The organism is Micromonospora sp. NPDC005197 (assembly GCF_040608295.1).
Lineage (GTDB): Bacteria > Actinomycetota > Actinomycetes > Mycobacteriales > Micromonosporaceae > Micromonospora.
Map to the genome: position 1 here is coordinate 19,538 of NZ_JBEXHY010000029.1, position 25,260 is coordinate 44,797.

At 71.9% G+C, this 25,260-nt stretch carries 28 protein-coding genes; 22 read left to right on the forward strand and 6 right to left on the reverse strand.

The window, feature by feature from the left end; all coding sequences use genetic code 11:
- The first annotated feature begins 4 nt into the window (after window positions 1-4).
- The 4 genes from ABZU46_RS13045 (at window position 5) to ABZU46_RS13060 (ending at window position 5,469) form a co-directional block, all read left to right on the forward strand.
- Complete coding sequence (locus ABZU46_RS13045; protein ID WP_354857054.1) at window positions 5-1,411, forward strand: metallopeptidase TldD-related protein; 1,407 nt, start codon at window positions 5-7, stop codon at window positions 1,409-1,411.
- A 246-nt stretch (window positions 1,412-1,657) separates the two neighbouring features.
- Window positions 1,658-2,464, forward strand: coding sequence for a hypothetical protein (locus ABZU46_RS13050; protein ID WP_354857056.1), 807 nt, complete (start codon window positions 1,658-1,660; stop codon window positions 2,462-2,464).
- Between the two features lie 12 nt (window positions 2,465-2,476).
- Window positions 2,477-4,405: a fumarate reductase/succinate dehydrogenase flavoprotein subunit gene (locus ABZU46_RS13055; RefSeq protein WP_354857059.1), complete on the forward strand. Its 1,929-nt coding sequence runs from the start codon at window positions 2,477-2,479 to the stop codon at window positions 4,403-4,405.
- Complete coding sequence (locus ABZU46_RS13060) at window positions 4,402-5,469, forward strand: succinate dehydrogenase/fumarate reductase iron-sulfur subunit (protein WP_354857062.1); 1,068 nt, start codon at window positions 4,402-4,404, stop codon at window positions 5,467-5,469. Before ABZU46_RS13055 ends, ABZU46_RS13060 begins: the two co-directional genes overlap by 4 nt.
- A 144-nt stretch (window positions 5,470-5,613) precedes the next feature.
- Here ABZU46_RS13060 and ABZU46_RS13065 read toward each other — a convergent pair whose 3' ends face one another.
- Window positions 5,614-6,054, reverse strand: coding sequence for a (deoxy)nucleoside triphosphate pyrophosphohydrolase (locus ABZU46_RS13065; RefSeq protein ID WP_354857064.1), 441 nt, complete (start codon window positions 6,052-6,054; stop codon window positions 5,614-5,616).
- A 183-nt stretch (window positions 6,055-6,237) separates the two neighbouring features.
- On the opposite strand from ABZU46_RS13065, the gene ABZU46_RS13070 reads away from it, so the two are divergent.
- From ABZU46_RS13070 to ABZU46_RS13085, 4 genes are all read left to right on the forward strand, one after another.
- A complete protein-coding gene (locus tag ABZU46_RS13070) occupies window positions 6,238-6,546 on the forward strand; it encodes a 4a-hydroxytetrahydrobiopterin dehydratase (RefSeq protein ID WP_354857066.1) in 309 nt (102 codons plus the stop codon).
- Window positions 6,547-6,590: 44 nt separating this feature from the next.
- Complete coding sequence (locus ABZU46_RS13075; RefSeq protein ID WP_354857068.1) at window positions 6,591-6,953, forward strand: PH domain-containing protein; 363 nt, start codon at window positions 6,591-6,593, stop codon at window positions 6,951-6,953.
- A 223-nt stretch (window positions 6,954-7,176) separates the two neighbouring features.
- Window positions 7,177-7,911 carry a class I SAM-dependent methyltransferase gene (locus ABZU46_RS13080; RefSeq protein ID WP_354857070.1) on the forward strand — a complete coding sequence of 245 codons (735 nt, stop codon included), beginning with the start codon at window positions 7,177-7,179 and terminating at the stop codon, window positions 7,909-7,911.
- A gap of 183 nt (window positions 7,912-8,094) precedes the next feature.
- The gene (locus tag ABZU46_RS13085) at window positions 8,095-9,408 is read left to right on the forward strand and encodes an MFS transporter (protein ID WP_354857072.1); all 1,314 of its coding nucleotides are present in this window, start codon (window positions 8,095-8,097) and stop codon (window positions 9,406-9,408) included.
- Here ABZU46_RS13085 and ABZU46_RS13090 read toward each other — a convergent pair.
- Window positions 9,338-9,778, reverse strand: a complete 441-nt coding sequence (locus tag ABZU46_RS13090; RefSeq protein ID WP_354857074.1) for an SRPBCC domain-containing protein — start codon at window positions 9,776-9,778, stop codon at window positions 9,338-9,340. The genes ABZU46_RS13085 and ABZU46_RS13090 overlap by 71 nt on opposite strands.
- Window positions 9,779-9,906: 128 nt before the next feature.
- On the opposite strand from ABZU46_RS13090, the gene ABZU46_RS13095 reads away from it, so the two are divergent.
- Window positions 9,907-10,281: a VOC family protein gene (locus ABZU46_RS13095; protein ID WP_354857077.1), complete on the forward strand. Its 375-nt coding sequence runs from the start codon at window positions 9,907-9,909 to the stop codon at window positions 10,279-10,281.
- 93 nt (window positions 10,282-10,374) lie between these two features.
- On the opposite strand, the gene ABZU46_RS13100 is transcribed toward ABZU46_RS13095, so the two are convergent.
- Both ABZU46_RS13100 and ychF read right to left on the reverse strand, forming a co-directional pair.
- The gene (locus ABZU46_RS13100) at window positions 10,375-11,187 is read right to left on the reverse strand and encodes a class I SAM-dependent methyltransferase (protein ID WP_354857139.1); all 813 of its coding nucleotides are present in this window, start codon (window positions 11,185-11,187) and stop codon (window positions 10,375-10,377) included.
- A gap of 115 nt (window positions 11,188-11,302) precedes the next feature.
- Window positions 11,303-12,388 (reverse strand): redox-regulated ATPase YchF, encoded by a 1,086-nt coding sequence (ychF, locus tag ABZU46_RS13105; RefSeq protein ID WP_354857078.1) that lies wholly within the window; start codon window positions 12,386-12,388, stop codon window positions 11,303-11,305.
- Between the two features lie 161 nt (window positions 12,389-12,549).
- On the opposite strand from ychF, the gene ABZU46_RS13110 reads away from it, so the two are divergent.
- From ABZU46_RS13110 to ABZU46_RS13135, 6 genes are read left to right on the forward strand one after another with little or no spacing between them, the layout of a single operon-like run.
- Complete coding sequence (locus tag ABZU46_RS13110; RefSeq protein ID WP_354857081.1) at window positions 12,550-12,963, forward strand: YbaB/EbfC family nucleoid-associated protein; 414 nt, start codon at window positions 12,550-12,552, stop codon at window positions 12,961-12,963.
- Between the two features lie 4 nt (window positions 12,964-12,967).
- Entirely contained in the window at window positions 12,968-13,285 is a 318-nt protein-coding gene (locus ABZU46_RS13115; protein ID WP_354857083.1) for a hypothetical protein, read from the forward strand.
- A gap of 8 nt (window positions 13,286-13,293) precedes the next feature.
- Window positions 13,294-13,785 (forward strand): hypothetical protein, encoded by a 492-nt coding sequence (locus ABZU46_RS13120; RefSeq protein WP_354857085.1) that lies wholly within the window; start codon window positions 13,294-13,296, stop codon window positions 13,783-13,785.
- The gene (locus ABZU46_RS13125; protein WP_354857087.1) at window positions 13,782-14,351 is read left to right on the forward strand and encodes an exonuclease; all 570 of its coding nucleotides are present in this window, start codon (window positions 13,782-13,784) and stop codon (window positions 14,349-14,351) included. Before ABZU46_RS13120 ends, ABZU46_RS13125 begins: the two co-directional genes overlap by 4 nt.
- Window positions 14,348-14,902: a nucleotidyltransferase domain-containing protein gene (locus tag ABZU46_RS13130; RefSeq protein WP_354857090.1), complete on the forward strand. Its 555-nt coding sequence runs from the start codon at window positions 14,348-14,350 to the stop codon at window positions 14,900-14,902. The genes ABZU46_RS13125 and ABZU46_RS13130 overlap by 4 nt, the downstream gene beginning before the upstream one ends.
- Window positions 14,903-14,931: 29 nt before the next feature.
- Window positions 14,932-15,279 (forward strand): hypothetical protein, encoded by a 348-nt coding sequence (locus ABZU46_RS13135; RefSeq protein WP_354857092.1) that lies wholly within the window; start codon window positions 14,932-14,934, stop codon window positions 15,277-15,279.
- A gap of 7 nt (window positions 15,280-15,286) precedes the next feature.
- On the opposite strand, the gene ABZU46_RS13140 is transcribed toward ABZU46_RS13135, so the two are convergent.
- Together ABZU46_RS13140 and ABZU46_RS13145 are read right to left on the reverse strand one after the other, a co-directional pair.
- On the reverse strand, window positions 15,287-16,021 hold the full coding sequence (locus ABZU46_RS13140; RefSeq protein WP_354857093.1) for a peptidase E: 735 nt from the start codon (window positions 16,019-16,021) through the stop codon (window positions 15,287-15,289).
- 60 nt (window positions 16,022-16,081) lie between these two features.
- Complete coding sequence (locus ABZU46_RS13145) at window positions 16,082-16,588, reverse strand: hypothetical protein (protein ID WP_354857095.1); 507 nt, start codon at window positions 16,586-16,588, stop codon at window positions 16,082-16,084.
- Window positions 16,589-16,728: 140 nt separating this feature from the next.
- On the opposite strand from ABZU46_RS13145, the gene ABZU46_RS13150 reads away from it, so the two are divergent.
- From ABZU46_RS13150 to ABZU46_RS13180, 7 genes are all read left to right on the forward strand, one after another.
- The gene (locus ABZU46_RS13150) at window positions 16,729-17,238 is read left to right on the forward strand and encodes a SigE family RNA polymerase sigma factor (RefSeq protein WP_354857097.1); all 510 of its coding nucleotides are present in this window, start codon (window positions 16,729-16,731) and stop codon (window positions 17,236-17,238) included.
- Complete coding sequence (locus ABZU46_RS13155; protein ID WP_354857099.1) at window positions 17,235-17,744, forward strand: hypothetical protein; 510 nt, start codon at window positions 17,235-17,237, stop codon at window positions 17,742-17,744. The genes ABZU46_RS13150 and ABZU46_RS13155 overlap by 4 nt, the downstream gene beginning before the upstream one ends.
- A 225-nt stretch (window positions 17,745-17,969) precedes the next feature.
- Entirely contained in the window at window positions 17,970-19,370 is a 1,401-nt protein-coding gene (locus tag ABZU46_RS13160; protein WP_354857100.1) for an FAD-dependent oxidoreductase, read from the forward strand.
- Window positions 19,371-19,470: 100 nt separating this feature from the next.
- Entirely contained in the window at window positions 19,471-20,943 is a 1,473-nt protein-coding gene (locus ABZU46_RS13165) for an AlkA N-terminal domain-containing protein (protein WP_354857102.1), read from the forward strand.
- Entirely contained in the window at window positions 20,940-21,449 is a 510-nt protein-coding gene (locus tag ABZU46_RS13170) for a methylated-DNA--[protein]-cysteine S-methyltransferase (protein ID WP_354857103.1), read from the forward strand. Before ABZU46_RS13165 ends, ABZU46_RS13170 begins: the two co-directional genes overlap by 4 nt.
- A gap of 37 nt (window positions 21,450-21,486) precedes the next feature.
- A complete protein-coding gene (locus ABZU46_RS13175; RefSeq protein ID WP_354857105.1) occupies window positions 21,487-23,367 on the forward strand; it encodes an ABC transporter ATP-binding protein in 1,881 nt (626 codons plus the stop codon).
- Window positions 23,364-25,244, forward strand: a complete 1,881-nt coding sequence (locus ABZU46_RS13180; RefSeq protein WP_354857108.1) for an ABC transporter ATP-binding protein — start codon at window positions 23,364-23,366, stop codon at window positions 25,242-25,244. The genes ABZU46_RS13175 and ABZU46_RS13180 overlap by 4 nt, the downstream gene beginning before the upstream one ends.
- Window positions 25,245-25,260 lie beyond the last annotated feature (16 nt).

The following is a 25,260-nucleotide window of genomic DNA, read 5'->3' on the forward strand; positions in this document are numbered from 1 at the left end:
TGCCGTGAGTGGTTCGACGGAGTTGGAGCTGGCCGGGCAGGTCATCGAGCTGGTTCGGCGTCTCGGCGGGCCGGCCGCGCAGGCCGAGGCGGTGGTGACCCGGGCGGACCTGGCGCTGACCCGGTTCGCCAACTCGGCCATCCATCAGAACGTCGCCGAGTCCACCGTCGGCGTCCGGCTGCGGGTGCACGTCGACGGACGGACCGCCGCCGGCAGCGGCAGCGTGGTCACCACCGACGGGTTGGGCGCGCTGGTCGAGCGCACCCTGGCGGCGGCGCGGCTCTGCCCGCCCGACCCGGGTTGGCCGGGGCTGGCCCCGCCGACGCCCACACCGGACGCCCCGCCCGTCGACGAGGCCACCGCCCACGCCGAGCCGGACCAGCGGGCCGACCGGGTCGGCGCGTTCGTGGCCGCCGCCGGGAGCCTCATCACGGCCGGATACTGCCGCACCGCGCACCGCTCGTCGGCGTTCGCCAACTCGGCCGGGCACACCGCGTACGGTCGCTCGGCGGAGGCGGCGATGGACGGCATCGCCCGGCGCGACGGCGCGGACGGGGTGGCCCGACGCTGCGTCGACCGGCTGTCCGACCTCGACGGTGCGGAGCTGGGCGCGCACGCCGCCGCGAAGGCGCAGGCGGCGGCCGACCCGGTCGAGCTGCCGCCGGGGCGCTACGAGGTGGTGTTCGAGCCGGCCGCCGTGGCGGACCTGTTGCAGAACCTCTCCTGGTTCGGCTTCAACGGCAAGCGGTACGCGGAGCGGCAGTCCTTCGCCGAGCCGGGCGCGGCCCAGTTCGACCGACAGGTGACCCTGGTGGATGACCCGCTGGGCGCGTCGGGTCTGCCGTTCGACGCCGAGGGCACCGGCCGGCGGGCGGTGACCCTGGTCGAGGCGGGCACCACGCGGGCGGTCGCGCACGACCGGCGGACGGCCGCCGAGGCGGGCGCGGAGTCCACCGGGCACGCGATCGCGGGCGGCGCCACCTGGGGCCCGATGGCCCGCAACCTGCGGCTCTCTCCCGCGGCGGTGGGCCCGGCCAGCGCGGTGGGCCGGAGCACCACGGGCACGGCGGCCGGCGCGGTGGTGGACACGGACACCGCGGCGCTGGTCGCCGGGGTGCGGCGCGGGCTGCTGGTCTCCGATCTGTGGTACACGCGGGTGCTCGACCCGAAGAGCCTCGTCGTCACCGGGTTGACCCGCAACGGGGTCTGGCTGATCGAGGACGGCACGGTCGTCCGGGCGGTCCGCGACCTGCGGTTCACCGAGTCGTACCCTCGGGCGCTCGGGCCGGGCGCGGTGCTCGGGCTGGGCTCGCGGGCGGTGCGTCAACCGGACCGGGTGGACGGTGCCTGGTGGGCGGCGCCGTCGGTGCGGCTCGCGTCCTGGCACTTCACCGGCGGCGCCTCCGGCTGACGTTTCTCGACGACGCGCCGCAAACCCGCGCGCTGAGGGCTTTTCCGCAGGCCAGACACACGGGACACTCCCTTGCGCGGACGGCTCGCAGAGATCGGCGTAACGTGTGTCACTTAGCTGCGTCGGTCGATCCGGCGTGGTCGTTGGTGTGCGCATGACGTGGCAGCGGGTGCGGGTTCGCCGGTCCGCGTGCCGACCGGAGAGAGACCAGCCCGCCCGTACGGGCCCGTCGAGGAGACGACTCGAATGACTTCAACGGCAACGAGGCCGAGGGGGGCGCGGGCGCGCGCCGCCATCGCGGCGAAGACGTTGCGTACCGACCGATGGTGGTTCGCCCCGCTGATCACCGTGATCGGGCTCAGCGCCTGGGTCGCCTACGCGACGGTCCGGGTCTTCATGCACAAGTGGTACTGGGTGGACCAGTTCCACTACCTGACCCCGTTCTACTCCCCGTGCGTGACGGACCGGTGCGTCGAGGAGGCCTCACACTTCGGCCGGTTCCTGCCCGGCTGGTGGATCATCCCGGACGCGGCGCTGACCCTGCCGTTCCTGCTGCTGTTCCGGCTCACCTGCTACTACTACCGCAAGGCGTACTACCGGTCGTTCTGGCTGTCGCCGCCGGCCTGCGCCGTTCCCGACGGCCACAAGGAGTACGCCGGGGAGACCCGTTTCCCGCTGCTCGGCCAGAACCTGCACCGCTACTTCTTCTACGCCGCCGCGATCATCTCGCTGATCAACACGTGGGACGCGATCCTCGCCTTCCACTCGCCGAAGGGTTTCGGCTTCGGCCTGGGCAACCTCGTCCTGCTGCTCAACGTGGTGATGCTCTGGGCGTACACCATCTCCTGCCACTCCTGCCGGCACATCATCGGCGGGCGGCTCAAGCACTTCTCCAAGCACCCGGTGCGCTACCGGGCCTGGACCTTCGTCTCGGCGTTGAACGTCCGGCACATGCAGCTCGCCTGGATCACCCTCGGCACCCTCGCGCTTACCGACTTCTACGTCATGGCGCTCGCGGCCGGCTGGTTCAACGACCTGCGGTTCATCAACTAAAGGGCCCCTGACATGACCACTACCACTCGCATCGAACGACACCACTACGACGTCGTCGTCATCGGGGCCGGCGGCGCCGGCCTGCGCGCCGCCATCGAGGCCCGGCTCGCCGGCAAGAAGACCGCGATCATCTCCAAGTCGCTGTTCGGCAAGGCGCACACGGTGATGGCCGAGGGCGGCGCCGCCGCCGCGATGGGCAACGTGAACAGCCGGGACAGCTGGCAGGTGCACTTCCGCGACACCATGCGCGGCGGCAAGTTCCTCAACAACTTCCGGATGGCCGAGCTGCACGCGAAGGAGTCGCCGCAGCGGATCTGGGAGCTGGAGACGTACGGCGCGCTCTTCGACCGCACCAAGGACGGCAAGATCTCCCAGCGTAACTTCGGCGGACACGAGTACCCCCGACTGGCGCACGTGGGCGACCGGACGGGCCTGGAGCTGATCCGCACCCTCCAGCAGAAGATCGTCTCGCTCCAGCAGGAGGACAAGCGCGAGTTCGGCTCGTACGACGCCCGGATCAGGGTGTTCTCCGAGACGACCATCACCGAGCTGCTGCTCGACGGCGACCGGGTCGCGGGCGCCTTCGGCTACTACCGCGAGTCCGGCGAGTTCATCCTCTTCGAGGCGCCGGCCGTGGTGCTGGCCACCGGCGGTGTCGGGCGCTCCTACAAGGTCACGTCGAACTCCTGGGAGTACACCGGGGACGGGCACGCCCTGGCGCTGCGCGCCGGGGCGACGCTGATCAACATGGAGTTCCTCCAGTTCCACCCGACCGGCATGGTCTGGCCGCCCTCGGTGAAGGGCATCCTGGTCACCGAGTCGGTCCGCGGCGACGGCGGCGTGCTGAAGAACTCCGAGGGCAAGCGGTTCATGTTCGACTACGTCCCCGACGTCTTCCGCAAGCAGTACGCGGAGACCGAGGAGGAGGCGGACCGCTGGTACACCGACCCGGACAACAACCGGCGCCCGCCGGAGCTGCTGCCCCGCGACGAGGTGGCCCGCGCGATCAACAGTGAGGTCAAGGCCGGTCGGGGCTCCCCCGCCGGCGGTGTCTTCCTGGACATCGCGAGCCGGCGCTCGGCCGACGAGATCCGCCGCCGGCTGCCCTCGATGTACCACCAGTTCAAGGAGCTGGCCGACGTCGACATCACGGCCGAGCCGATGGAGGTCGGGCCGACCTGCCACTACGTGATGGGTGGCGTGGAGGTGGACCCGGACTCGGGCGCCGCCTTCGGCCACGTACGCGGGCTGTTCGCCGCCGGTGAGGTCTCCGGCGGTATGCACGGCTCCAACCGGCTGGGCGGCAACTCCCTGTCCGACCTGCTGGTCTTCGGCAAGCGGGCGGGCGGGCACGCGGCCAGCTACGCCGACGGGCTGGCCGCCCGGCCGAAGGTGGCCGTGGACGCGGTCGAGGCGGCGGTGGAGACCGCCCTGGCGCCGCTGCAACGGGACACCGGCGAGAGCCCGTACACCCTCCAGCAGGACCTCCAGGCGGTCATGGGGGATCTCGTCGGAATCATCCGGCGCGAAGGCGAGCTGGCCGACGCCCTGGTGCGGCTGGCCGAGCTGCGCGAGCGGGTCGCCAAGGTGAGCGCCGCCGGCGGCCGGCGCTACAACCCGGGCTGGCACCTGGCCCTGGACCTGCGCAACATGCTGGTGGTCTCGGAGTGCACCGCGAAGGCGGCGCTGGAGCGGCAGGAGTCGCGCGGCGGGCACACCCGGGAGGACTATCCGGCGATGGAGCCGAAGTGGCGGCAGGTCAACCTGGTCTGCTCGCTGGACGGCGACAGCGTACGGCTGACCCGTAAGCCGCTGCCGACGATGCGGCCGGAGCTGATCAGCCTCTTCGACCGGGCCGAGCTGGCCAAGTACCTCACCGACGAGGAGCTCGCCGACTTCGACGCTTCCGTCGCCGACGCTGGAGAGGCGGACAACCGATGAGCGCGAAGCGTCAGTTCCGGATCTGGCGGGGCGACGAGACCGGCGGCGACCTGCAGGATTACATGGTCGAGGTGAACGAGGGCGAGGTCGTCCTCGACGTCATCCACCGCCTGCAGGCCACCGACGCGCCCGACCTGGCCTGCCGGTGGAACTGCAAGGCCGGCAAGTGCGGCTCCTGCTCGATGGAGATCAACGGCAAGCCGCGACTGGGCTGCATGACCCGGATGTCGACCTTCGGCGACGAGGAGACGGTCACCGTCACGCCGCTGCGGACCTTCCCCGTCATCCGGGACCTGGTCACCGACGTCTCGTTCAACTACGAGAAGGCGCGGGAGACCCCGGCGTTCGCCCCTCCGGCGGACGTCGCCCCGGGCGACTACCGGATGCAGCAGGTCGACGTCGAGCGCTCGCAGGAGTTCCGCAAGTGCATCGAGTGCTTCCTGTGCCAGAACGTCTGCCACGTGATCCGCGACCACGAGGAGAACAAGCAGGCGTTCTCCGGCCCGCGGTACTTCATCCGGGCGGCCGAGCTGGACATGCACCCGCTGGACGCCCGGACCGACCGCAGGGAGTACGCGCAGGCCGAACAGGGCCTCGGTTTCTGCAACATCACCAAGTGCTGCACCGAGGTCTGCCCCGAGCACATCAAGATCACCGACAACGGGATCATCCCCATGAAGGAACGCGTCGTCGACCGCAGGTACGATCCCCTTGTGTGGCTTGGTAGCAAGATCTTCCGTCGGGGCGAGACGCCCCAGACCAGCGTGACCACCGCCCGTCCGGGCTCGGCGAGCCTGCCGGGAACGAGCCGGGGCGGGGGGCACTCGCACGCGGGTGGCTCGCACGACCCGCAGGCTGAGGCGCAGGCGCAGAGCGGCGTCAACTGGCACCGGGAGGTGCCCCACCCCACCGCGCCTGCGGTCGACGACCGGGGCCGGCTGCCGCTGACCGAGCTCACCTTCGACCGGGCCGCCGCGCCGTCGCCGTTCGGCGACGACGTGACCTTCCCGATGCCTCCGGAGCACCTCAACTTCGCGCACCCCGACCAGGACGACAAGCACTGAGCACGACCACCCGAACGGGGGCCCCGGCAATAGCCGGGGCCCCCGTCACATCCCCCCACCCCTAACCCACCCCACCCCGGCCCACCCCGTTGATCATGAAGTTATTGCCCTGCCGACCGGCGTGTCGCGGCAATAACTTCATGATCAACGAGCGAGGAGGCGGGGGCGCAGGGCGGCGACGATCGGTGCGTCGGCGGGGAGCCAGGTGACCGAGTCCAGCTCGTCGGCGGCGAGCCAGCGCAGCGCCTGGTGCTCCAACGCCAGCGGCTCGTCGCCGTGCAGGAGGCGGGCCGCGTACACCTTGAGCACCGAGCGGCCGTGGGCCATCCGGACGTTGCGGCCGACCCGGTCACCGATCTCCACGCGTACGGCCAACTCCTCGGCGCACTCCCGGATCAGCGCCTCGGTCTCCCCCTCCCCCGGCTCGACCTTCCCGCCGGGGAACTCCCACATGCCGGCCACCTCGGGCGGGGCGGAGCGCGCACACGCGAGCACCCGTCCGTCCCGGATGATCGCCGCCCCCACGATCACCTTCAGGTCCCGTCGTTCGGCCTGCCCGCCGCCATTAGCCCGTTCGGTCTGCACGGGCGTCCAGGGTGCCAGATCAATCGGCGGTTTGGGTACCGACGCCGTCCGCTAGTCCAACAGAACACGGAAGTGTGGGCGTGGACACCCTTACCGAGCGACGACAGACTAGAAGGCACCGACAAGACACGGGATGGCGACGATTTGGCCACAAGCCGGCAACGGCGCTTGGGGGGTGCGGTGATGCGCGTGCTGTTCAACAGCCGAGCCAAGCACGACTACCTGTCCGACGCGTTGACCTTGCTAACCGGTTGGACGCGGGAGGGTGAACAGATCCGGCGGACGCTCGTGATCGACGATACCCAACACGCGGCGCTAACTGAACGGGTCAAGGTCGTCGCCGACGCTCTGCACCTGCGTCCCGAGATCAGCCGCCGGTCCGACAGCACCCAGATCCGGGTCGGGCACGGCAACGACGAGCCGCTGACCGAGGGCGAGGTTCTGCTGGCCGCCCGCATCGAGGACGCGTACCGCGCGGTCACCGAGGCCTGACGACCCACCCGACCCACTGGCACCGGTTGCCTAACCTGGGTCGCATGGCGAACATCGCGTACGACCGCAAGGAGCAGGTCCAGCAGATCGAGAGTGGCCTCCTCGACGGCGAGCAGATCATCGCCGTCTACGACGCTGTCGGCACCGGCACCGGGTTCATCGGGCTGACCGACCGCCGCGTGATCATCCAGGACCGCTCGTTCGTCGGGAAGCGGTTCGCGATCACCAGCATCCCGTACTCGAAGATCACCAGCGTGAGCGTGGTCAGCAACAAGTCGTGGGGTGGTTCGTTCTTCTCCACCGGCGCCATCGCCATCCACGTCGGCACGCACACCTACGAGGTGGAGTTCCGTGGCGCGCAGAAGTGCCACCACGTACACAACGTGATCCTGCACCACATCTCCTGACCGCACGTCCCGTCGCGGGCCCGGCTGGCGTAATTGCCTTGCCGGGCCCGCGGCGTCTCTGGTGTCCTCGGTCGACAGCCGCGCGAAAGGAGCAGCCGACATGCCCCACTCGACGAAGTCCCTCCGACCCGACGTCATCCGATCCGAGGAATCGAGACTTCGTGAGCAGGACCGTTCCCCTGGCGCTGCTGGGCGCCACTGATCCCAACCCCGGAGGCCGCTGATGTCGGTCTTCGACGATCCCGGCCTCTTCGGCCGGCTCTGGGCGGCCGGATACGACGACGGCGGCACCAACCCCGACCCGGCCCCCGCCGTGGATTTCCTGGCCGATCTGGCCGACGGCGGCCCGGTCCTCGAACTGGCGATCGGCACCGGCCGCGTCGCGCTGCCCCTTGCCGAACGTGGCCTCAGCGTGCACGGCATCGAGGCGTCCGAGGAGATGCTGGCCCAGATGCGGGCCAAGCCCGGCGGCGACCAGATCCCCGCGGTCGTCGGCGACATGGCCGACGTGGGTGTGCAGGGCCCGTTCCGCCTGGCCTACCTGGTCTTCAACACCCTGTTCAACCTGGTGGACGCCGAGCGGCAGGCGGACTGCTTCCGCAACGTCGCCCGGGTGCTGTCGCCGGGCGGAGCGTTCGTCATCGAGACGTTCGTACCCGACCCGCGCAGCTTCGACGCCGATGAGCAGGTGCAGGTGCGGGAGGTCACCGAGGACTCGGCGACGATCCGACTGCACCGGTACGACCGGCCCGCGCAGCGGTTCATCCGGCAGACCATCACCTTCGACGGTGACGGTGTGCACCTGAAACCGTTCGCCATGCGCTACGCCTGGCCGCACCAGATCGACGAGATGGCGCGGCAGGCGGGGCTCCGGCTCACCGAGCGGTACGCCGACTGGCACCGGCGGCCGTTCAGCGCCGACAGCCCGTTCCACATCTCCGTCTACCGGGCGGAGTAGCGGCAGTTGATCGACTCGGGTTCCGGAATTCCGGGGTGTGCAGGTACGCCTGCCACCCCAACGTCCCGGAGCCCGAGTCGATCACCGTCAGCCACGGACGAGGGCGGGTCGTTCGCTCCGGGCTGATTCTGCTGTCGGCAGTCGTTGCTGGCCGATCCGGCCCACGGCGGGTCGACTGTCTCCATGCCTCGATTCCCGCGTACCTCGCCCTACTGGCCGGTGGTCAGTCATCCCCTGCTGCGGCGCGTGCTGCCCGGGCTGGCCGTGTCCGCCCTCGGCGACGGCATGGCGGTGGTCGCGGTGACCTGGCTCGCCATCCAGCTCGCGCCGCAGGGCCAGCGCGGCCTGTGGATCGCGGTCGCGGTGGCCGCGTACACCCTGCCCAGCGCGGCCGGGACGGTCATCTTCGGTCGGTTGCTGCGCGGGCGCAGCGGCGCTCAGCTCGCCGGCTGGGACGCGATCCTGCGAGCCGCCGCGCTCGCGGCGATCCCGATCGCCCACCTCGCCGGCATGCTCACCATCGGGCTGTACGTCGTCCTGCTCGCCGCTTCCGCGCTGCTGCACTCGTGGGGCTCCGCCGGGCGGTTCACCCTGATCGCCGAGCTGCTGCCGCAGCGCCACCACCTGCCGGCCAACGCGGTGCTCACCACCATCTCCGGGTTCGCCACCATCGTCGGTCCGCCGCTGGCGGGCATCCTGATCGGCTGGGCGGGCCCGGTCTGGGTCATCGCCGTCGACGCCGCGACGTTCGCCGTGCTGGCGCTCACCTATCGCCTCGCCCTTCCCGCCACCGACATGATTCATCGGTACGAGCGCGGCGCCTCTCGTACCGCGGGCTTCGCGGTCATCCGCCGTCAGCCCGCGCTGCTCGGCCTGCTGATGCTGAGCGTCGCGTTCTTCTTCCTCTTCGGCCCGGTGTACGTCGCCATGCCGCTGCACGTCACCGACGACCTGCACGCGTCCGCGACGCTGCTCGGCGCGTACTACACCGCCTTTGGCGTCGGCGGCCTCGTCGGCGGTGTGGTGGCCGGGCACCTTCGCCACTGGCCGCTGCGTGCCACCACGATCGGCATCGTCATCGGGTTCGGCGTCGCCATGCTGCCCCTCGGCCTGGGCGCCCCTATCGGCCTGTCCCTGCCGGCGTTCGCCCTGGCAGGCCTGATCTGGGCGCCGTACATGTCCACGTCGATGGCATTGTTCCAGCGCAGCGCGTCCACCGAGCAGCTCCCCGCGGTGCTCGCCGCGAACGGCGCCGTCCTTGTGCTCGCGGTGCCGCTCGGCACCATGCTGGGCGGGCCCCTGGTGGGGGTTTTCGGCGCGCGCCCGACGCTGCTGCTCTGCGCCGTGGCGATCGTGATCCTCGGCCTGCTGGCTGCCGGGTTCCAGATGGCGCGGCGGGACGGGGCGGGTTCCGTCGCCACCGAGGTCAGTGCCCGTCGCCGATCTGGACGTCCTCCGGCGCCGGCCGGCCGCGCCCCGTCTCCACCAGCTCCTTGAGACTCATCAGGAAGATCGCCCACTTGGTGCTGCACTCGTGCATGAGTTCGGTCGGCTCGCGCCAACCCGCGTGCGTGAAATCAACGATCGTGTACTTCCCACGCTGGCCGAAGCGCCAGTTGACCTCGGTGCCGATCCACTCGTCGGGGCCACCGACGACCCGCCACCGCACCCGTCCGGCCGGGTCCAGCTCGATGATCTCCAGATCGAACCCACCGTCGGCACCGAACCGGACGGTCAACTGCCCGCCGACCTCGCCCTTTCCGGTCGTGTCGATCGACCACCAGCCCGCGACGCCCTCGGGAGTCGCCACCGCTCGGTAGACGTCGCCGAGCGGGGCGACGACGCCGACCTGATGCAGAATGTCCACCACTTCAGACTCCTTCGTCTCAACGATCCGCAACCTTTGGTTGCGTAACCGTACGACGATTGCCGCCCGTCGCGCAACCTTTAGTTGCGCTTCACGATCCGTCGTACCCGAGGCACACAATGCGGTGCATGTCTGAGTCAGCTCCCCAGCGGCACCACACCATCGACTACATCGAGCTCACCGTGACCGACCTCGCCGAGGGCAAGCGCTTCTATGCCGACGCGTTCGGCTGGCAGTTCACCGACTACGGCCCGGGGTACGCGGGCATCCGCAGCCCGCGCGGTGACGCCGCGCCCGAGGTGGGTGGTCTCCGCCTGGACGAGGAGGTGCGGGCGGGCGGCCCGCTGGTACTGCTCTACTCGAGTGACCTGGACCGGTCCGTGCAGGCGGTGAAGGAGGCCGGGGGCCAGCTGGTCAACGGGCCGTACGAGTTCCCCGGAGGCCGCCGGTTCCACTTCACCGACCCGAGCGGCAATGAGTTGGGCGTCTGGGCCGAGCAGTAGCGCGTGCGAGGCCGCCGGTGACTTCGACGGCTTCTCGGTAGCCGAGCAGTCGCGCTGGAGAGCTGACTACTACCGCACATGACCTGCTGACCGTCACCGCCGGCGGGCGCGCAGCACCCCGGTCAGCATCGGCAGGTTGAACTCACCCTCGGCGGTTTCGGGCCTACTGGCGAGGAAGTCGCGGATCCGGCCGAGCGTGGTCTCCCGGTCCGGTTCCGGCATGACCAGCATCCCGGCCCGGGTTGCGAGTGTCGCGGTGAGGGAGTCCGCGGTTCGGCGCTGACCGTGCGGAAACTCGGCCTGCTCCGACGAACCGAACCGGGAGTCCAGCCTGGTGCTCGGAACGACCATGGCAGCGGTCGCCGCGCGCCAACTGGTGAGCGTGTCACGCGGGCCGATCGCCGCACTCCCGCTGACACGTTCGAGCTCGGCGACCCAGTCGATCCGGTCGTCCATGATGTTCCACAGGCCCGCCAGGACGCCCCCGGGTGCGAGGACCCGGGCGATCTCCGGCCCCGCGACGGCCATGTCGAACCAGTGCAGGGCGTTGCCGGCCAGCACGGCGTCGACGGACGCGCCCGGCAACGGGATCGCCTCGGCGCTACCCGGCAGGGCACGAACGGTTGGCCTGGCACGGCGCAGCTCGGTGAGCATCGCCGGGTCGGGTTCGACCGCGACGACGTCCGCGCCAACGGCGACCAACGTGTGGGTCAGCTTGCCGGTGCCGGCACCAAGGTCGAGCACTCGCGGGCCGGGCGCGAACTCAAGCGCCCACCGCACCGCGGCCTGCGCGTAATCCGGGCGATGCTCGGCGTACGCGGACGCGGCCGAGCCGAACGACGAACTGAGCAACGTCCGTTCCCCCACAAGGCACCGTCCCTCTGCCTGTCCGTGCCGGACCCGCATCATCCCTCGGATTTCTGGATGTCGGGGTGTTCCAGCCGTCCGGATACCCCGCTTTCCAGGAATCCGAGTCGATCAGGGCCGCCGTCGACCGCGTCCGCGGAAGGGAGAGCTGGATTCAGACGTTGAAGCGGAACTCCACCACGTCGCCGTCCTGCATGACGTACTCCTTGCCCTCAATGCGGACCTTGCCCGCCGCCTTGGCCGCCGCCATCGATCCGTACTCGACCAGGTCGTGGTAGGAGACCACCTCGGCCTTGATGAAGCCGCGCTGGAAGTCCGAGTGGATGACACCCGCGGCCTCCGGCGCGGTGGCGCCGACCGGGACGGTCCAGGCGCGCGCTTCCTTGGGGCCGGCCGTGAGGTACGTCTGGAGCCCGAGCGTACGGAAGCCGACGCGGACGAGCTGGTTGAGGCCGGGCTCGTTCTGCCCGATCGACTCCAGCAGCTCGCGGGCCTCCTCCTCGGGCAGGTCCACCAGCTCGGATTCGATCTTGGCGTCCATGAAGACGGCCTCGGCGGGGGCGACCAGGGCACGCAGTTCGTCGAGGAACGTCTCGTTGGCCAGCTCGGCCTCGTCGACGTTGAAGACGTACAGGAAGGGCTTGGTGGTGAGCAGGTGCAGCTCGCGCAGGTGCTCCAGCTCGATCTTGGCTGCGCCGGCCCCGGAGTAGAGCGTGGTGCCGCCGTCGAGCACCTCGATCGCGGCCTTCGCGGCGGCGACCGCGGCGGACCGGTCCTTGCGGAGCTTGGCCTCCTTCTCCAACCGGGGCAGCGCCTTGTCCAGGGTCTGCAGGTCGGCGAGGATCAGCTCGGTGTTGATCGTCTCGATGTCGTCGGCCGGGGAGATCTTGCCGTCGACGTGCACCACGTTCGGGTCGGAGAACGCCCGGACCACCTGGCAGATCGCCGAGGCGTCGCGGATGTTGGCCAGGAAGGCGTTGCCCCGGCCCTGCCCCTTGGACGCGCCACGGACCAGGCCGGCGATGTCGACGAACGACACCGGGGCCGGCAGCACCTTCTGCGAGGAGAAGATCTCCGCCAGCTTGCCCAGCCGCTCGTCGGGCAGCCCGACCACGCCGACGTTGGGCTCGATGGTGGCGAACGGGTAGTTCGCCGCCAGCACGTCGTTCTTGGTCAACGCGTTGAAAAGCGTGCTCTTGCCGACGTTGGGCAGGCCGACGATGCCGATGGTGAGACTCACGACGGGCCAGCTTACGCCGGTGCCGGACGCGCCGGTCCAGGCGGCTCCGATTCCACCGGGCCGGACGCTGCCCCGGGTCGCGCATCGGCGGGTACGGCAGGTGGCGTCCCGTTGCTACCCTCTCGATGTCGCGTGCGACGTGAGGGGGCGTTGTGGACCAGGTGACGGAATTCGACCGACTGTTCCAGCAAACCCGACAGGCACTGGCGTCGATGCGTTCGACCGGGCAGGTCCCCGACGATCTGGAGGTCGAGCCGGCACGGGGCACCGGGTCTGCGGCGGGCGGTCAGGTCGAGGTCGTGGCGGTCGGCCAGCATGTCGAGTCGGTGACGGTGGACCCGCGCGCGCTCCGGATGGGCGCCGAGATGCTCGGCGAGCAGATCACCATGGCGGTCAACGCCGCGCTGGACGACCTGCGCCTTGCGGCCGGCGAGGCCGCGGACGCGCCCGCGGTCGACCCGGTGGCGCTGGGCCAGCAGCTCGACGAGTTGCAGAACGAGTCGGTGCGCAGCATGGCGGCGATGACCGATGCGCTCACCGACGCGGTGCGGCGCATCCAGCAGGCAGCGAGGTGATGTCATGCGCGAGGACCTACAGGTGCACCCGCCCGCGCTGCGGCAGGGCGGCGGCCACCTGACGACGGTGGCCGAGCAGCTCGCCGCGCAGTGGGAGGTGCTGCTCGCGCGGACGGCCTCGATGGGCGACATCTTCGGCGACGACGACGTGGGCGGCCTGATCGGCATGTCGTACCAGGTGGCCGAGGAGATCGCGGCGGAGTGCCTCGGGTCGGTCGTCGACGGGCTGCGCGGCTTCGGTGCCGGGTTGGGCCTGATGGCCGACCAGTACGACTCGGTCGAGCAGGACAACGACGCCCAGTTCACGACGATGAGCTGGTAGGCGGGCCGATGGGGATCATGCTGCCCGGCGAGCTCGCCGGCCTGTTGAACGAGCTGGGTTACACCTGGCCCAAGTCGGACGAGACGAAGATGTTCGAGCTGGGCCAGATGTGGATGGAGATGGCCGACTCGCTGCACAACGCGGCGGCGGAGGGTACGGCGGCCGCGCAGCGGGTGCTGACCGGCAACCAGGGCGATGCGTTGACCGCGTTCCAGGAGCGCTGGGAGGCCGACGGTTCGGCGATGTCGGTGCTGCGGGACGGCGGCACCGGCGCACAGATGGTGGCGGCGACGCTGTTCGTGTGCGCGCTGATCGTCCTCGCCCTGAAGATCAACGTGATCGTCCAGCTGATCATCCTGCTGGTGCAGATCATCCAGGCGATCGCGACGGCCGCTCCGACGTTCGGCGCCTCGCTGCTGGAGATCCCCGTCTTCAAGAAGCTCACCGACATCGTCCTGAACATGCTGATCGACCAGGCCATCGGGGTGGTGCTGGGATGACCTCTCCGCTGCCCGAGCTGTACGTCGGCGTCGACGTGGAGGCGGACGGGCCGATCCCCGGGCCGAACAGCATGATCTCGTTGGGCATGGCCGTGGCCGGTCGCCCGGATCTGACGTTCTACACCGAACTGCGTCCCATCTCCGACGAGTTCGTGCCGGCCGCGCTGGCCGTGTCGGGTCTGGACCGGGACCGTCTGCTCCGCGAGGCGCCCACCGCGCCGGAGGCGATGGCAGCGGCGGCGGCCTGGGTCAACGGACTGCGCCGGATCGGCCGCCCGGTCTTCCTCGCCGCTCCCGCTGTCTGGGACGGCATGTTCGTGCACTGGTACTTCGTGCGCTTCGTCGGCCACAGCCCGTTCGGCGCCACCGGTTCCGGCGTCGACCTCCGCAGCTACTGGATGGGGCTGACCGGCAGCGAGTGGGTCCAGACCCGCAAGGGCAAGATCAAGCACGAGCTGGGTCTGCACGACGTACCGCACACCCACCACGCCGGCGAGGACGCCGCCGAACTGGCGCAGGTCTTCGACGCCGTGCTGCGCCGCCGCCAGTCGGGCGGGCTGGAATGACCGGCCGTCGACGGGATCTGCCGGACGGCGCCACGACGGCCGCCCGGGGCATCGTGGCGCAGGCCGCCCGGAGCATGATGCGACGGGCCGACGACGTGGCGGGCGAGACAGCCGAGGCGGCGACCACCCGGGCCGCCCGGCAGATCCCGCAGGGCTTCACCGAACGGCAGTGGACCCGGTTCGCCCGGGGCGCCCGGCAGACCCAACGGCAGGCCGGGCTGCCCGACGGGGACCTGGTCGCCCACGGCAGCCGGGTGAAGGGCACCGCCCGCCCGGACTCCGACATCGACGTGGCGCTCATCGTCGACGACAAGACCTTCTTCGACCTGGCCGAACGCTCCCTGTCCCGGGCTCCGGACGGGACCCGGCTGCGCAAGACGATGCTGCGCCGGATCAACGAGAACGGTCAGCTCGCCAGCTTCGATCTGGGCACCGACTTCACCCACCTGCGTCGTGAGCTCATGGACACGCACGTGCCGCACAAGGTGCAGTTCTCCGTGCTGCGCCGGGGCGGCAAGTTCGACAACGGCCCGTTCCTCCCGCTCGATTGAGCGGTTCCGCATCTGGCAAGGTGGCAGACGTGCAGACGACGTTGCAGTTCCTCATCATGGTCGACGGCCCGCTGACGGCGGCGGAGCTGCTCGACCTGATCCGAACCCGGCTGCCCGACGCGGTGCCCTACCGCCGGGACTCGGTGGACGTCCGGGGCAACCTGCTGGAGATCAACCCCAACGAGGACGCCGACCCGCGGCTCGCCGCCACCGACGAGGACGACTACCTCTACTTCCGGTGGCGGGTGGAGCTGACCCCGATGGACCGGTCAGTCGACGAGTCGCACCAGATCGCCCTCGCCCGGGAGCTGCTGCGATCGATCAAGGGGCCGCAGGTGCGGGCGACCGTGTGCGCCGCGTTCGAGGATCGGGTCTGACCGGCGCTCAACCAAGCAGGCGGGGAGCGATGACCGCCTCCCGCACACTGCCGTCCGCGTTGCGGCTCACCTCGTACGCCGAGACGCCCTCGCGGTCGGCGACCGCCTCGACCAGCCCGGTCCCCCGGTAGACCAGGCCGACGCCGTCGTCAGTGCAGTGGCTGGTCGGCAACGTGCCGTCGCCGACCAGCTCGTGCATCAGCGGTCGGCGCTGGGCCTCGCTGTCGTAGTGCACGCCGTTGCCGTACGGCAGCCAGCCCAACGCCTCGGTGAACCCGCGCAGGCGGGGCCCGAAGCTGTCGGTGGCGCCGCCCACGTGCCAGCAGATCGAGCCGGCCGAGACGCCGGCCAGCACCACGCCGGCCTGCCAGCACTCGTGCAGGATCTCGTCGAGCCGGTGCACCCGCCAGACCGCGACGAGGTTGGCGACGCTGCCGCCGCCGACCCAGATCACGTCCTGGGCGAGCAGGTGGGCGCGGACGTCGTCGACGTTCGGCATCGGGAACAGCGCGAGGTGCGACAGGCGGAACCGGGTCTCGGCGAACGCGCCGTAGACGGCGGCGAACGAGGTGGGCTGGTCACCGACGGCCTGCCCGAGGTAGCAGATCCGCGGCTGCGGACCAGCCTCGGCCAGCTCGGCGGCCAGCTCGAAGACCGGGCTGGGGCGCATGTCGTACGGCCCTCGGTCGCCCCGGGAGAAGCCCATGCTGGTGGCGATGATGGTCGGCTCGCTGGCGGGCATCGGGCGTCCTTCCGTCGGGGCGGTGCGGCGTCCATCCTGCCGCAGCCACGAAGCGGCCGGTCACGCGCCCACGTGCCGGCCGCTGCGCTGGCGGGGCACCTCGACCTCGGGCCAGTGGTCCGCGGGCGGCCGGTCGGCCGGGGGCAGTTGCGCCGCGGCGGCACGGGGCAGGGTGAACCGGTCGGCGGCGGCCGGGCCGGCCGAGAACGACTCGCGCAGCATCCAGCGCACCTCGTCGGCCGTCCAGCCCAACTCGGCCCGCGCGGCGATCTCGCGCACCAACCGCCGACCGACGCGGGTGTCGTCGTCGTAGAAGCGCATGCACCAGTGGTGGGTCCACATCCCGAGTGCGCGCAGGCCCGCATCGTCGAGTGAGCCGACCAACCGGCCACAGGCGGTGTCGGCGAAGACCTGCTCCGCCTCGGCCGCCCGGTCCCGTTCGATGGCGCCGACGGCGGCCGGCGCGACGGCCCGCATCCGGCGGTAGAAGGACTGTGCCACCGCGCGGGGCAGCGGCGGGAACGCGCCCGGTGTCGACGCCGCCGCCCAACCCGCCACGCTCGTCATGTCCCGCATCCCTTCTTCAGTTGGTGGCCGGACGGTACCCGTCACGACCGACACTTCCGGGCCGGAAAAACACAGCGGATCGCGGATAGCGACGATGACCTGGGGCGTCTGTACGGGTGACAACGAAACGGGGGTGGTGGGTGGACGAGGACGAACGCGCTCGGCTGGCCGAGTTCGTCGGCAGCCGGACACCGGCGCTGATGCGGGTCGCGTACCTGCTGACCGGGGACCGCAACGCCGCCGAGGACCTGTTCCAGTCGGCGTTGGTGCGAACCATCCCGAAGTGGGAGACCATCCGGCACGCCGATCCCGAGGGATATCTCCGCGTGGTGATGTACCGCGAGCAGATCAGCTGGTGGCGGCGACTTCGCCGACGGCGGGAGACGCCGCTCAACCCGGCCGACGAGCCGGTCGGCGCCGACCCGAGCGGCGGCTCCGACGTACGGCTGGCGATGCGTGCCGCGCTGCGCCAGCTGCCACCGGCACAGCGGACGGTGGTGGTCCTGCGCTACTACGAGGACCTGCCCGAAGGCCGGGTGGCCGAGCTGCTCGGCTGCTCGGTGGGCACCGTCCGCAGTCGTACGCACCGGGCGGTCCAGCGTCTGCGCGACCTGCTGCCGGAGATCGAGCTGCTGGAGGTACGGCGATGACCGATCCCTTCGAGAGCCTCATCCGATCCACCCTCACCGACCTGGCCGAGGAGGCACCGATCGTGCATGACCAGTTGAACCGAGCGGAACGGCGGTTCCGCAACAGACGCCGCGCCACGGTGACGATGGGGGCGGTGGGGACTCTCGCGGCGATCCTGATCGCGGCTCCGATCGCCCTGGCCGCGAGCGGCTCGGACGGGCCTCCGCCAGCCGTGCCGAGCCCAGCGGGCCCGGCGGCCGTACCCGACCCGTCCGGGGCGCCGCCCGGCGTGCCGAGCCGGCCCGGCCTACCGGCTCCGGTGCCGTCGCCGGCCACCTCCGACGAGCCGGGAGACCCCGGCGTGCCGGGCAGGCCGGACGAGCCCGGCCCCCCGGGTGTGCCGGGTAGGCCGGACGAGCCGGGGCCGACCACGGGTGGTGCGCCGGGCGTTCCGGGGCGACCGGGCTCCCCGACGATCAAGCCGAGCCCGTCCGGGCCGAGCACGGGGCCCAGCCCCGCGAGGTGATCGGGCCCGGTCCGACCGAGGTGATCTCCACGCCTCGGTCGGACCGGCCCGGACGCCCACGTCGGCGGAGATTCCGGTCACTACGACCGAACGCGTGTCACCGCTCCGCGCTCATTGACCACCTACCAATGGTTGGTGGCCGACCCGGGGTTTGCCAACGCCGTCGCCACCGCCCCACTCTTGGGCCATGACCGAGCACGACGGCCGAGCGGCCCAGGGCCAGCGATGACCACCGCCATGGCCCGGGTGCCCGACTCCCTGCGGGGGCAGATCGTCACGCCCGGCGACCGCCGGTACGCGCAGCTTCGCTCGACGTACACGACGACTGCCTCGCCGGCCGCCGTGCTGCTGCCGAAGACCACCGCGCAGGTGATCGACGCGATCCGGTACGCCCGGGAGCAGCGACTGCCGATCGCCGTGCGCAGCGGCGGGCACGGCCTGTCCGGAGCCTCCTCCAACAACGGCGGCGTCGTGATCGACCTGTCCATGCTCAACCGGGTGCGGGTGCTCGACGAACGGGCCGGACTGGTCCGGGTCGAGGCCGGCGCCCGCTGGGCGAACGTCGCGACGGCGCTTGCCCCGTACGGCCTGGTGGTCAGCTCGGGCGACTACGGCGGTGTCGGCGTCGGCGGGCTGGCCACCGGCGGCGGCGTCGGCTGGCTGGTACGCGCCCACGGCCTCACCATCGATCGCGTCCGCGCGGTGGAGGTCGTGCTCGCGGACGGGACGCTGGTACGCGCCGACGCGGCGCACGAACCGGAGCTGTTCTGGCTGGTCCGGGGCGCCGGCGCGGGGGCCGGTGTCGTGGTGGCGTTCGAGATCGAGGCCGCCGAGCAGCGCAACGTGGGCGTGGCGCAGCTGGTCGTCGAGGCGCACCCGGACGGCCGTACCGTCCGCGAGTGGGCGAGCTTTCTGGCGCAGGCCCCCCGGGAGCTGTCCGCCGCCGCCGTGCTGTTCGCCGAGGGCCGCTCGACGCTCATGTCCGTCACCGCAGTGGTGGCCGCGGAGAGCCTGCGCCGCGTCCGGCCCGTCGTGGAGCCGCTGCTGGCCATCGGGAAGGTGCTCGAACACCGCAGCGACCTGCTGCCCTACCCGACGCTGGTGCCGACCGCGCACCTGCACCCGAACGTCGGGCAGCAACGGGGTACGACCACCAACGGCCTGTTCGCCGAGCTGGACCCGGGCGTCGCGCGAGCGGTCACGCGGGCGACCACCGGTCCGGGCCGGGCGGTGATCCAACTGCGCTCGGTCGGCGGGGCGGTCAACGATGTCGCCGCCGCCGCGACGGCCTACCCGCACCGGCACCAGAACACCCTGGTCATCGCCTCGACGTTCCCACCGCTGGGCGGCGCGGCGTTGGACACCGCCTGGCGGGCCGTCGGCGCGCGAGCCGACGGCGAGTACGTCAACTTCGAGAGCCGACCAGGCCCGGCCGCGTTCGCCCGGATCTACCCGGGCGAGACCGGCGCCCGGGTGCGCCGGCTGTGGAAGCGGTACGACCCGGACGGCGTGTTCCGCTCGCCCCTGCTGGCCGGGCAGTCCACGCGGTCGGGGCAGTCGAACCGGTCCGGCCAACCCGCCCGGTCCGGGCAGCGGTCCGGCCAGCCGCACCGTCGCCGCCGCTGAGCGGTGCCCGGGCCGGCAGTGCGCGGCCGGCCCGCCGCGCACACGCCCAGGTCCGATTCCCGCCAGCCGAGGGCCCGACCAGCGGGGCACCATAGGTGACGTGGAGATGGACTTCGAACGGTGCTACCGCGCGGTGGACAGCCGGGACCAGCGGTTCGACGGCTGGTTCTACACCGGCGTGACGTCGACCGGGATCTACTGCCGGCCGTCCTGCCCGGCGACCACCCCCAAGCGGCAGAACGTCCGGTTCTTTCCGTCGGCCGCGGCCGCGCAGGGCGCCGGGTTGCGCGCCTGCCGCCGCTGCCGGCCGGATGCCGCACCCGGCTCGCCACAGTGGGACGTCCGCGCCGACGTGGTCGGCCGGGCGATGCGACTGATCGCCGACGGGGTGGTCGACCGGGACGGCGTGCCGGGGCTGGCCGCCCGCCTCGGCTACACCGAACGGCACCTGCACCGGATGTTGCGCGCCGAGATGGGTGCCGGGCCGCTCGCGCTGGCCCGGGCCCAGCGGGCGCAGACCGCCCGGATCCTGATCGAGACGACCGGCCTCGGCATGGCCGAGATCGCGTTCGCCGCCGGGTTCGGCAGCGTGCGGCAGTTCAACGACACGGTCCGCGAGGTGTACGCGAGCGCACCGTCCGAGCTGCGGACGGCCCGTGGTCGGCACCTGGCGGCGGTCGGGGCGGGAACCATCACGCTCCGGCTGGCGTACCGTCCGCCGCTGCACGCCCGAGCGCTGCTGGACTTCCTCGCGCTGCGCGCGCTGCCCGGGGTGGAGGAGGTGCGCGACGGGACGTACCACCGGGGGTTGCGATTGCCGCACGGCGCCGGCCAGGTGGCGCTGACCCCGGCGGACGGGCACGTGGCGGCGACGCTGCGCCTGGCCGACCTGCGCGACCTCGCGCCGGCGGTAGCCCGCTGCCGACGCCTGCTCGATCTGGACGCGGACCCGGTCGCGGTCGACGCCACGCTCGCGGCGGACCCGGCGCTGGCCCCGGTGGTGGCCGCCGAGCCCGGCATCCGCGTCCCCCGCGCGGTCGACGGCTTCGAGATGGCCGTTCGCGCGATCATCGGCCAGCAGGTCTCGGTGACGTCCGCGCGAACAACCCTCACCCGCCTCCTGACCGCCCGCGTTGATCATGAAGTTGTTGCCCCCGACGACGGCGTGTCGCGACAACAACTTCATGATCAACGGACTGACCTGCGGGGGTTTCTCAGCCCTGAGGAGGTTCTGGCCCTTCCGGATGCCGCCTTTGGGATGCCTCTTCGGCGGCGGGAGACCATTCGTGGGCTCGCCCTCGCCGTGGCGGACGGGACCGTGGACCTGGCGCCGGGTGGGGACCGGGAGGAGACCGTACGGCGGCTGCTCGCGCTGCCCGGCATCGGCCCGTGGACCGCCAGTTACCTCGCCCTGCGCGCCCTCGGCGACCCGGACGTCCTCCTCGACACCGACCTCGCGATCCGCCGCGGCGCAGCAGCGCTCGGCCTGCCCGACACGACCCTCACGGCGCACGCCGAACGGTGGCGCCCCTGGCGGTCCTACGCCACGATCAGACTCTGGAGAGCGGCATGAGCATCGACAGCACCGTGCTGACCACCCCGACCGGGCCGCTGAGCATCCTCGCCGGCAGCGACGGCGAGGTCCTGGCGGCCGGTTTCACCCCCGACCCGGCGGCGCTGCTGCCCCTGATCCACCCGACCCTGCGGGCGCCGCTGCGGCAACGCGCCGACCTCGGGCCGGCGACCGTGGCCGTCCGGTCCTACCTGGACGGCGACCTCGCGGCCATCGACTCGGTGCCGGTACGGCAGCACACCGGCGGCGAGTTCATGGCGCACGCCTGGCGGGTGCTGCGGGAGGTTCCGCCGGGCACCCCGGTCACCTACACCGGGTACGCGGCGCTGGCCGGCCGGCCACCGGCGGTGCGCGCCGCGGCGGCGGCCTGTGCCCGCAACGCGGCGGCGCTCTTCGTACCCTGCCACCGGGTGCTGCGCACCGACGGCACGCTCGGCGGCTACCGCTGGGGGCTGGACGTGAAGAAGTGGCTTCTCGGTCATGAGCGGCGGTTGACGGCAAGCTGACAGCAGCATCGACACCTATTGACGCTACCGTCGGGTAGTGCCTGTGGAGAGCGACGGCGACCGGGCCGCCCCGGTCGCCGCGGGCCGCCACCCCGTGCACAACCTCTGGCGGCTGCGCCGCTACCTGCGCCCGTACGCCGCCGAGTTCGCCTGGTTGCTGGTCGCGGGCCTTGCCGGCACGGCCGCCGGGATCGCCGTACCGCTGGTGGTGCAGCGGGTGGTGGACGGGCCGGTGGCCCGGCACGAGCCCGCCGGCCTGCTCCAGCTCGGTGGCCTGGCGCTGCTGCTCGGCGTGATCGAGGCGGTGCTCATCTTCATCCGGCGGTGGGTGCAGTCCTCCTCGGCGGTGGGCATGGAGGCGGCGCTGCGCGCCGACGTGTACGCGCACCTGCAACGGCTGCCGGCCAGCTTCCACGACCGCTGGCAGTCCGGCCAACTGCTCTCCCGGATCACCAGCGACCTGTCCGTGATCCGCCGTTTCCTCTCGTTCGGTGTCTTCTTCCTGGTGCTCAACCTGACCACCTACGTGGTGGTGGTCCTGCTGCTGATCCATCTGCACACGGCGCTCGGGCTGCTGGTCGCCGCCAGCGCCGTGCCACTGCTGCTGATCACCCGCCGCTTCGGCCGGCATTACCACACCGCGTCCCGCCAAATGCAGGACCAGCAGGGCGACGTGGCGACGCTTGTCGAGGAGACCGCGCAGGGCCTGCGCACCATGAAGGCGTACGGCCGGGGGCCCGAGTTGGCGGCCCGCTTCGCCGCGGGGACCCGGACGCTGCACGACACCGGTGTGGGCAAGGGCCGGCTGCTGGCGAACACCGCGGCGCTGCTCGACCTGGTGCCCAACGTGACCCTGGGCGTGGTGCTGGTGGCCGGGGCTGCCGCCGCCGCGCAGGGCGTGCTCACCATCGGCGAACTGGTGGCGTTCGCCAGCCTCCAACTGATGCTCATCTGGCCGGTGCAGTCGCTGGGCTGGATCATCGCCAACGGTCAGGAGGCGGCCACCGCCGCGGACCGCATCCAGGAGGTGCTGGACACTCCGCCGCAGATCGTGGACGCTCCGGACGCGCGCACGCTGGCCCGCGAGGCGATCCACGGCCGACTCCGCTTCGAACGGGTCGACTTCCGCTACCCGGGCGCCACCACCGCCGTACTGCACGGAATCGACCTGACCATCGAGCCGGGCGAGACGGTGGCCCTGGTCGGGGCCACCGGCTGCGGCAAGAGCACGCTGCTCTCCCTGGTGCCCCGGCTGCACGAGGTGACCGGCGGCCGGATCACCCTGGACGGGCACGACCTGCGCGAGCTGCGGCTGGCCTCGCTGCGCCGACTGGTCGGGGTGGCGTTCGAGGAGCCCACGCTCTTCTCCATGTCGGTGTGGGAGAACCTCACCCTGGGTCGCCCGGACGCCGACGACGACGAGGTCCGGGCCGCCCTCGCGCTGGCCCAGGCCGATTTCGCGTACGACCTGCCGTGGGGTCTGGCCACCCGGGTGGGTGAGCAGGGGTTGTCCCTCTCCGGCGGCCAGCGGCAGCGGTTGGCGCTGGCGCGGGCGGTGCTCGGCCGACCGGCGCTGCTGGTGCTCGACGACCCCCTGTCCGCCCTCGACGTGCACACCGAGGCGCTGGTGGAGGCGGCGCTGCGGCAGGTCCTGCGGGCCAGCACCGCGCTTTTGGTGGTGCACCGGCCGTCGACTATCGCGCTGGCCGACCGCGTCGCCCTGCTCGACGGTGGACGGATCTCCGCGATCGGCCGGCACTCCGAACTGCTGGCCAGCGTGCCCGCCTACCGGGCGTTGCTCGCCGCCGAGCCGCCGCCCGCGCAGCCGGCCGGCGCCACCAACCCGGAACTGGGGCACACCCGGGCGGCGGGGCCCGGCGCGTCCACCCCGGACGGCTGGGGGCTGGTGCGCTCGTGAACTCCCCGCAGCAGGTCGACCCGCCTCCCGCCGAGGAGCCGGAGCTGACCCGCTGGCGGGGAACGGCCACCGACCCGGAGGCCGACCGGAGTCGGGCCGAGGAGACCACCCCGGAGGCGGTGGCCCGGCTGCGCCGGCACAGTCGAGCCCTGCTGGCCCATCTGCTCCGCCCGCACCGGAGAGGGCTCGCCGCGGCGGTCGGCCTGCTGCTGGCGCAGAACGCTGCCGCGATGGCCGGTCCGTACCTGGTCATGGTCGGCATCGACCGGGCCATCGCGCCGCTGCGCGCCGGGAACGCGGTCCCGCTGGCCGCCGTCGGCGGCGCGTTCGCCGTCGCCGCCGTGACCGAGTACGCGGCCCGCCGCGGTTTCCTCACCCTCAGCGCCCGGATCGGCCAGGCGGTCCTCCTCGACCTGCGGCAGCGGGTGTTCGGGCACTTCCTGCGACTGTCGGTGGGCTTTCACGAGCGGTACACGTCGGGCCGGATGGTGTCCCGACTCACCAGTGACCTGGATTCGATCGCCGAACTGGTCGACGGCGGGATCGACAGCCTGGTGCTGGCCGCGTTGTCGATCCTGTCGGTGGCCGCCATCCTGCTCTGGCTGGACCTGCCGCTGGCCGCGGTGACGCTGTTCGCGTTCCCGTTCCTGTTCTACCTCTCCCGCTGGTTCGCGCGGGCCTCGGCCGGCGCGTACCGGCGGACCCGGGAGGCCGTGGCGCTGGTCATCGTGCACTTCGTCGAGTCGATGCGGGGTATCCGCGCGGTGCAGACGTTCCGCCGGGAGCCCCGCAACCAGCGGATCTTCGTGGCGCTCGGGGACGACTACCGGCGCACCAGCCTGCACGCGTTCCGGCTGATCGCCACGTACTCGCCGGCGATCAAGCTGATCGGCAACGTCACGGTCGCGGTCGTGCTCTGCTACGGCGGATGGCGGGTGCTCGGCGGGCGGACAGAGGTCGGTGTGCTCGCCGCGTTCCTGCTCTACCTGCGCCGCTTCTTCGAGCCGATGCAGGAGCTGAGCCAGTTCTACAACTCGTTGCAGTCGGCGACGGCGGCGCTGGAGAAGCTGGCCGGGGTGCTCGACGAGCGGCCTGCCGTGGCCGAACCCGCCCGGCCGGTGTCGCTGCCGACCGGCCCCGGTCACGGTGAGCTGACCTTCCGGGGCGTCTCCTTCGGCTACCGCGCCGGCACGCCCATCCTCGCCGGGCTGGACCTGACCGTGCCGGCCGGGCAGACGGTGGCGCTGATCGGGCCGACCGGCGCGGGCAAGTCGACCATCGCCAAGCTGGTCGCCCGGTTCCACGACCCGGACGCCGGCGCGGTCCTGCTGGACGGGATCGACCTGCGCGAGGCGGCCGACGCCGACCTGCGCCGCGCGGTGGTGCTGGTGACCCAGGAGAACCACCTGTTCAGCGGCACCGTCGCGGAGAACATCCGGTTCGGCCGGCCGGACGCCGACGACGCCGCCGTGCGGGCCGCCGCCGAGGCGATCGGCGCGCACGACTTCATCGCCGCGCTGCCCGACGGGTACGCGACGCAGGTGCACCGGCGCGGCGGGCGGCTCTCCGCCGGGCAGCGGCAGCTGGTCGCGTTCGCCCGGGCGTTCCTGGCCGACCCGACCGTGCTGATCCTCGACGAGGCGACGTCGTCACTGGACGTGCCGACCGAACGGCTCGTGCAGCGGGCGCTCGGCACCATCCTGCGGGACCGCACCGCGCTGGTGATCGCGCACCGGCTCTCCACTGTGGAGACCGCGGACCGGGTGCTCGTCCTCGACGGCGGGCAGGTCGTCGAGGACGGCCCACCGGCCGTGCTGGCCGCCACCGACGGTCGCTACGCGGCGCTGCACCGGCAGTGGCGCGACTCGCTCGTGTAGAGCCGGCGATGCGCAA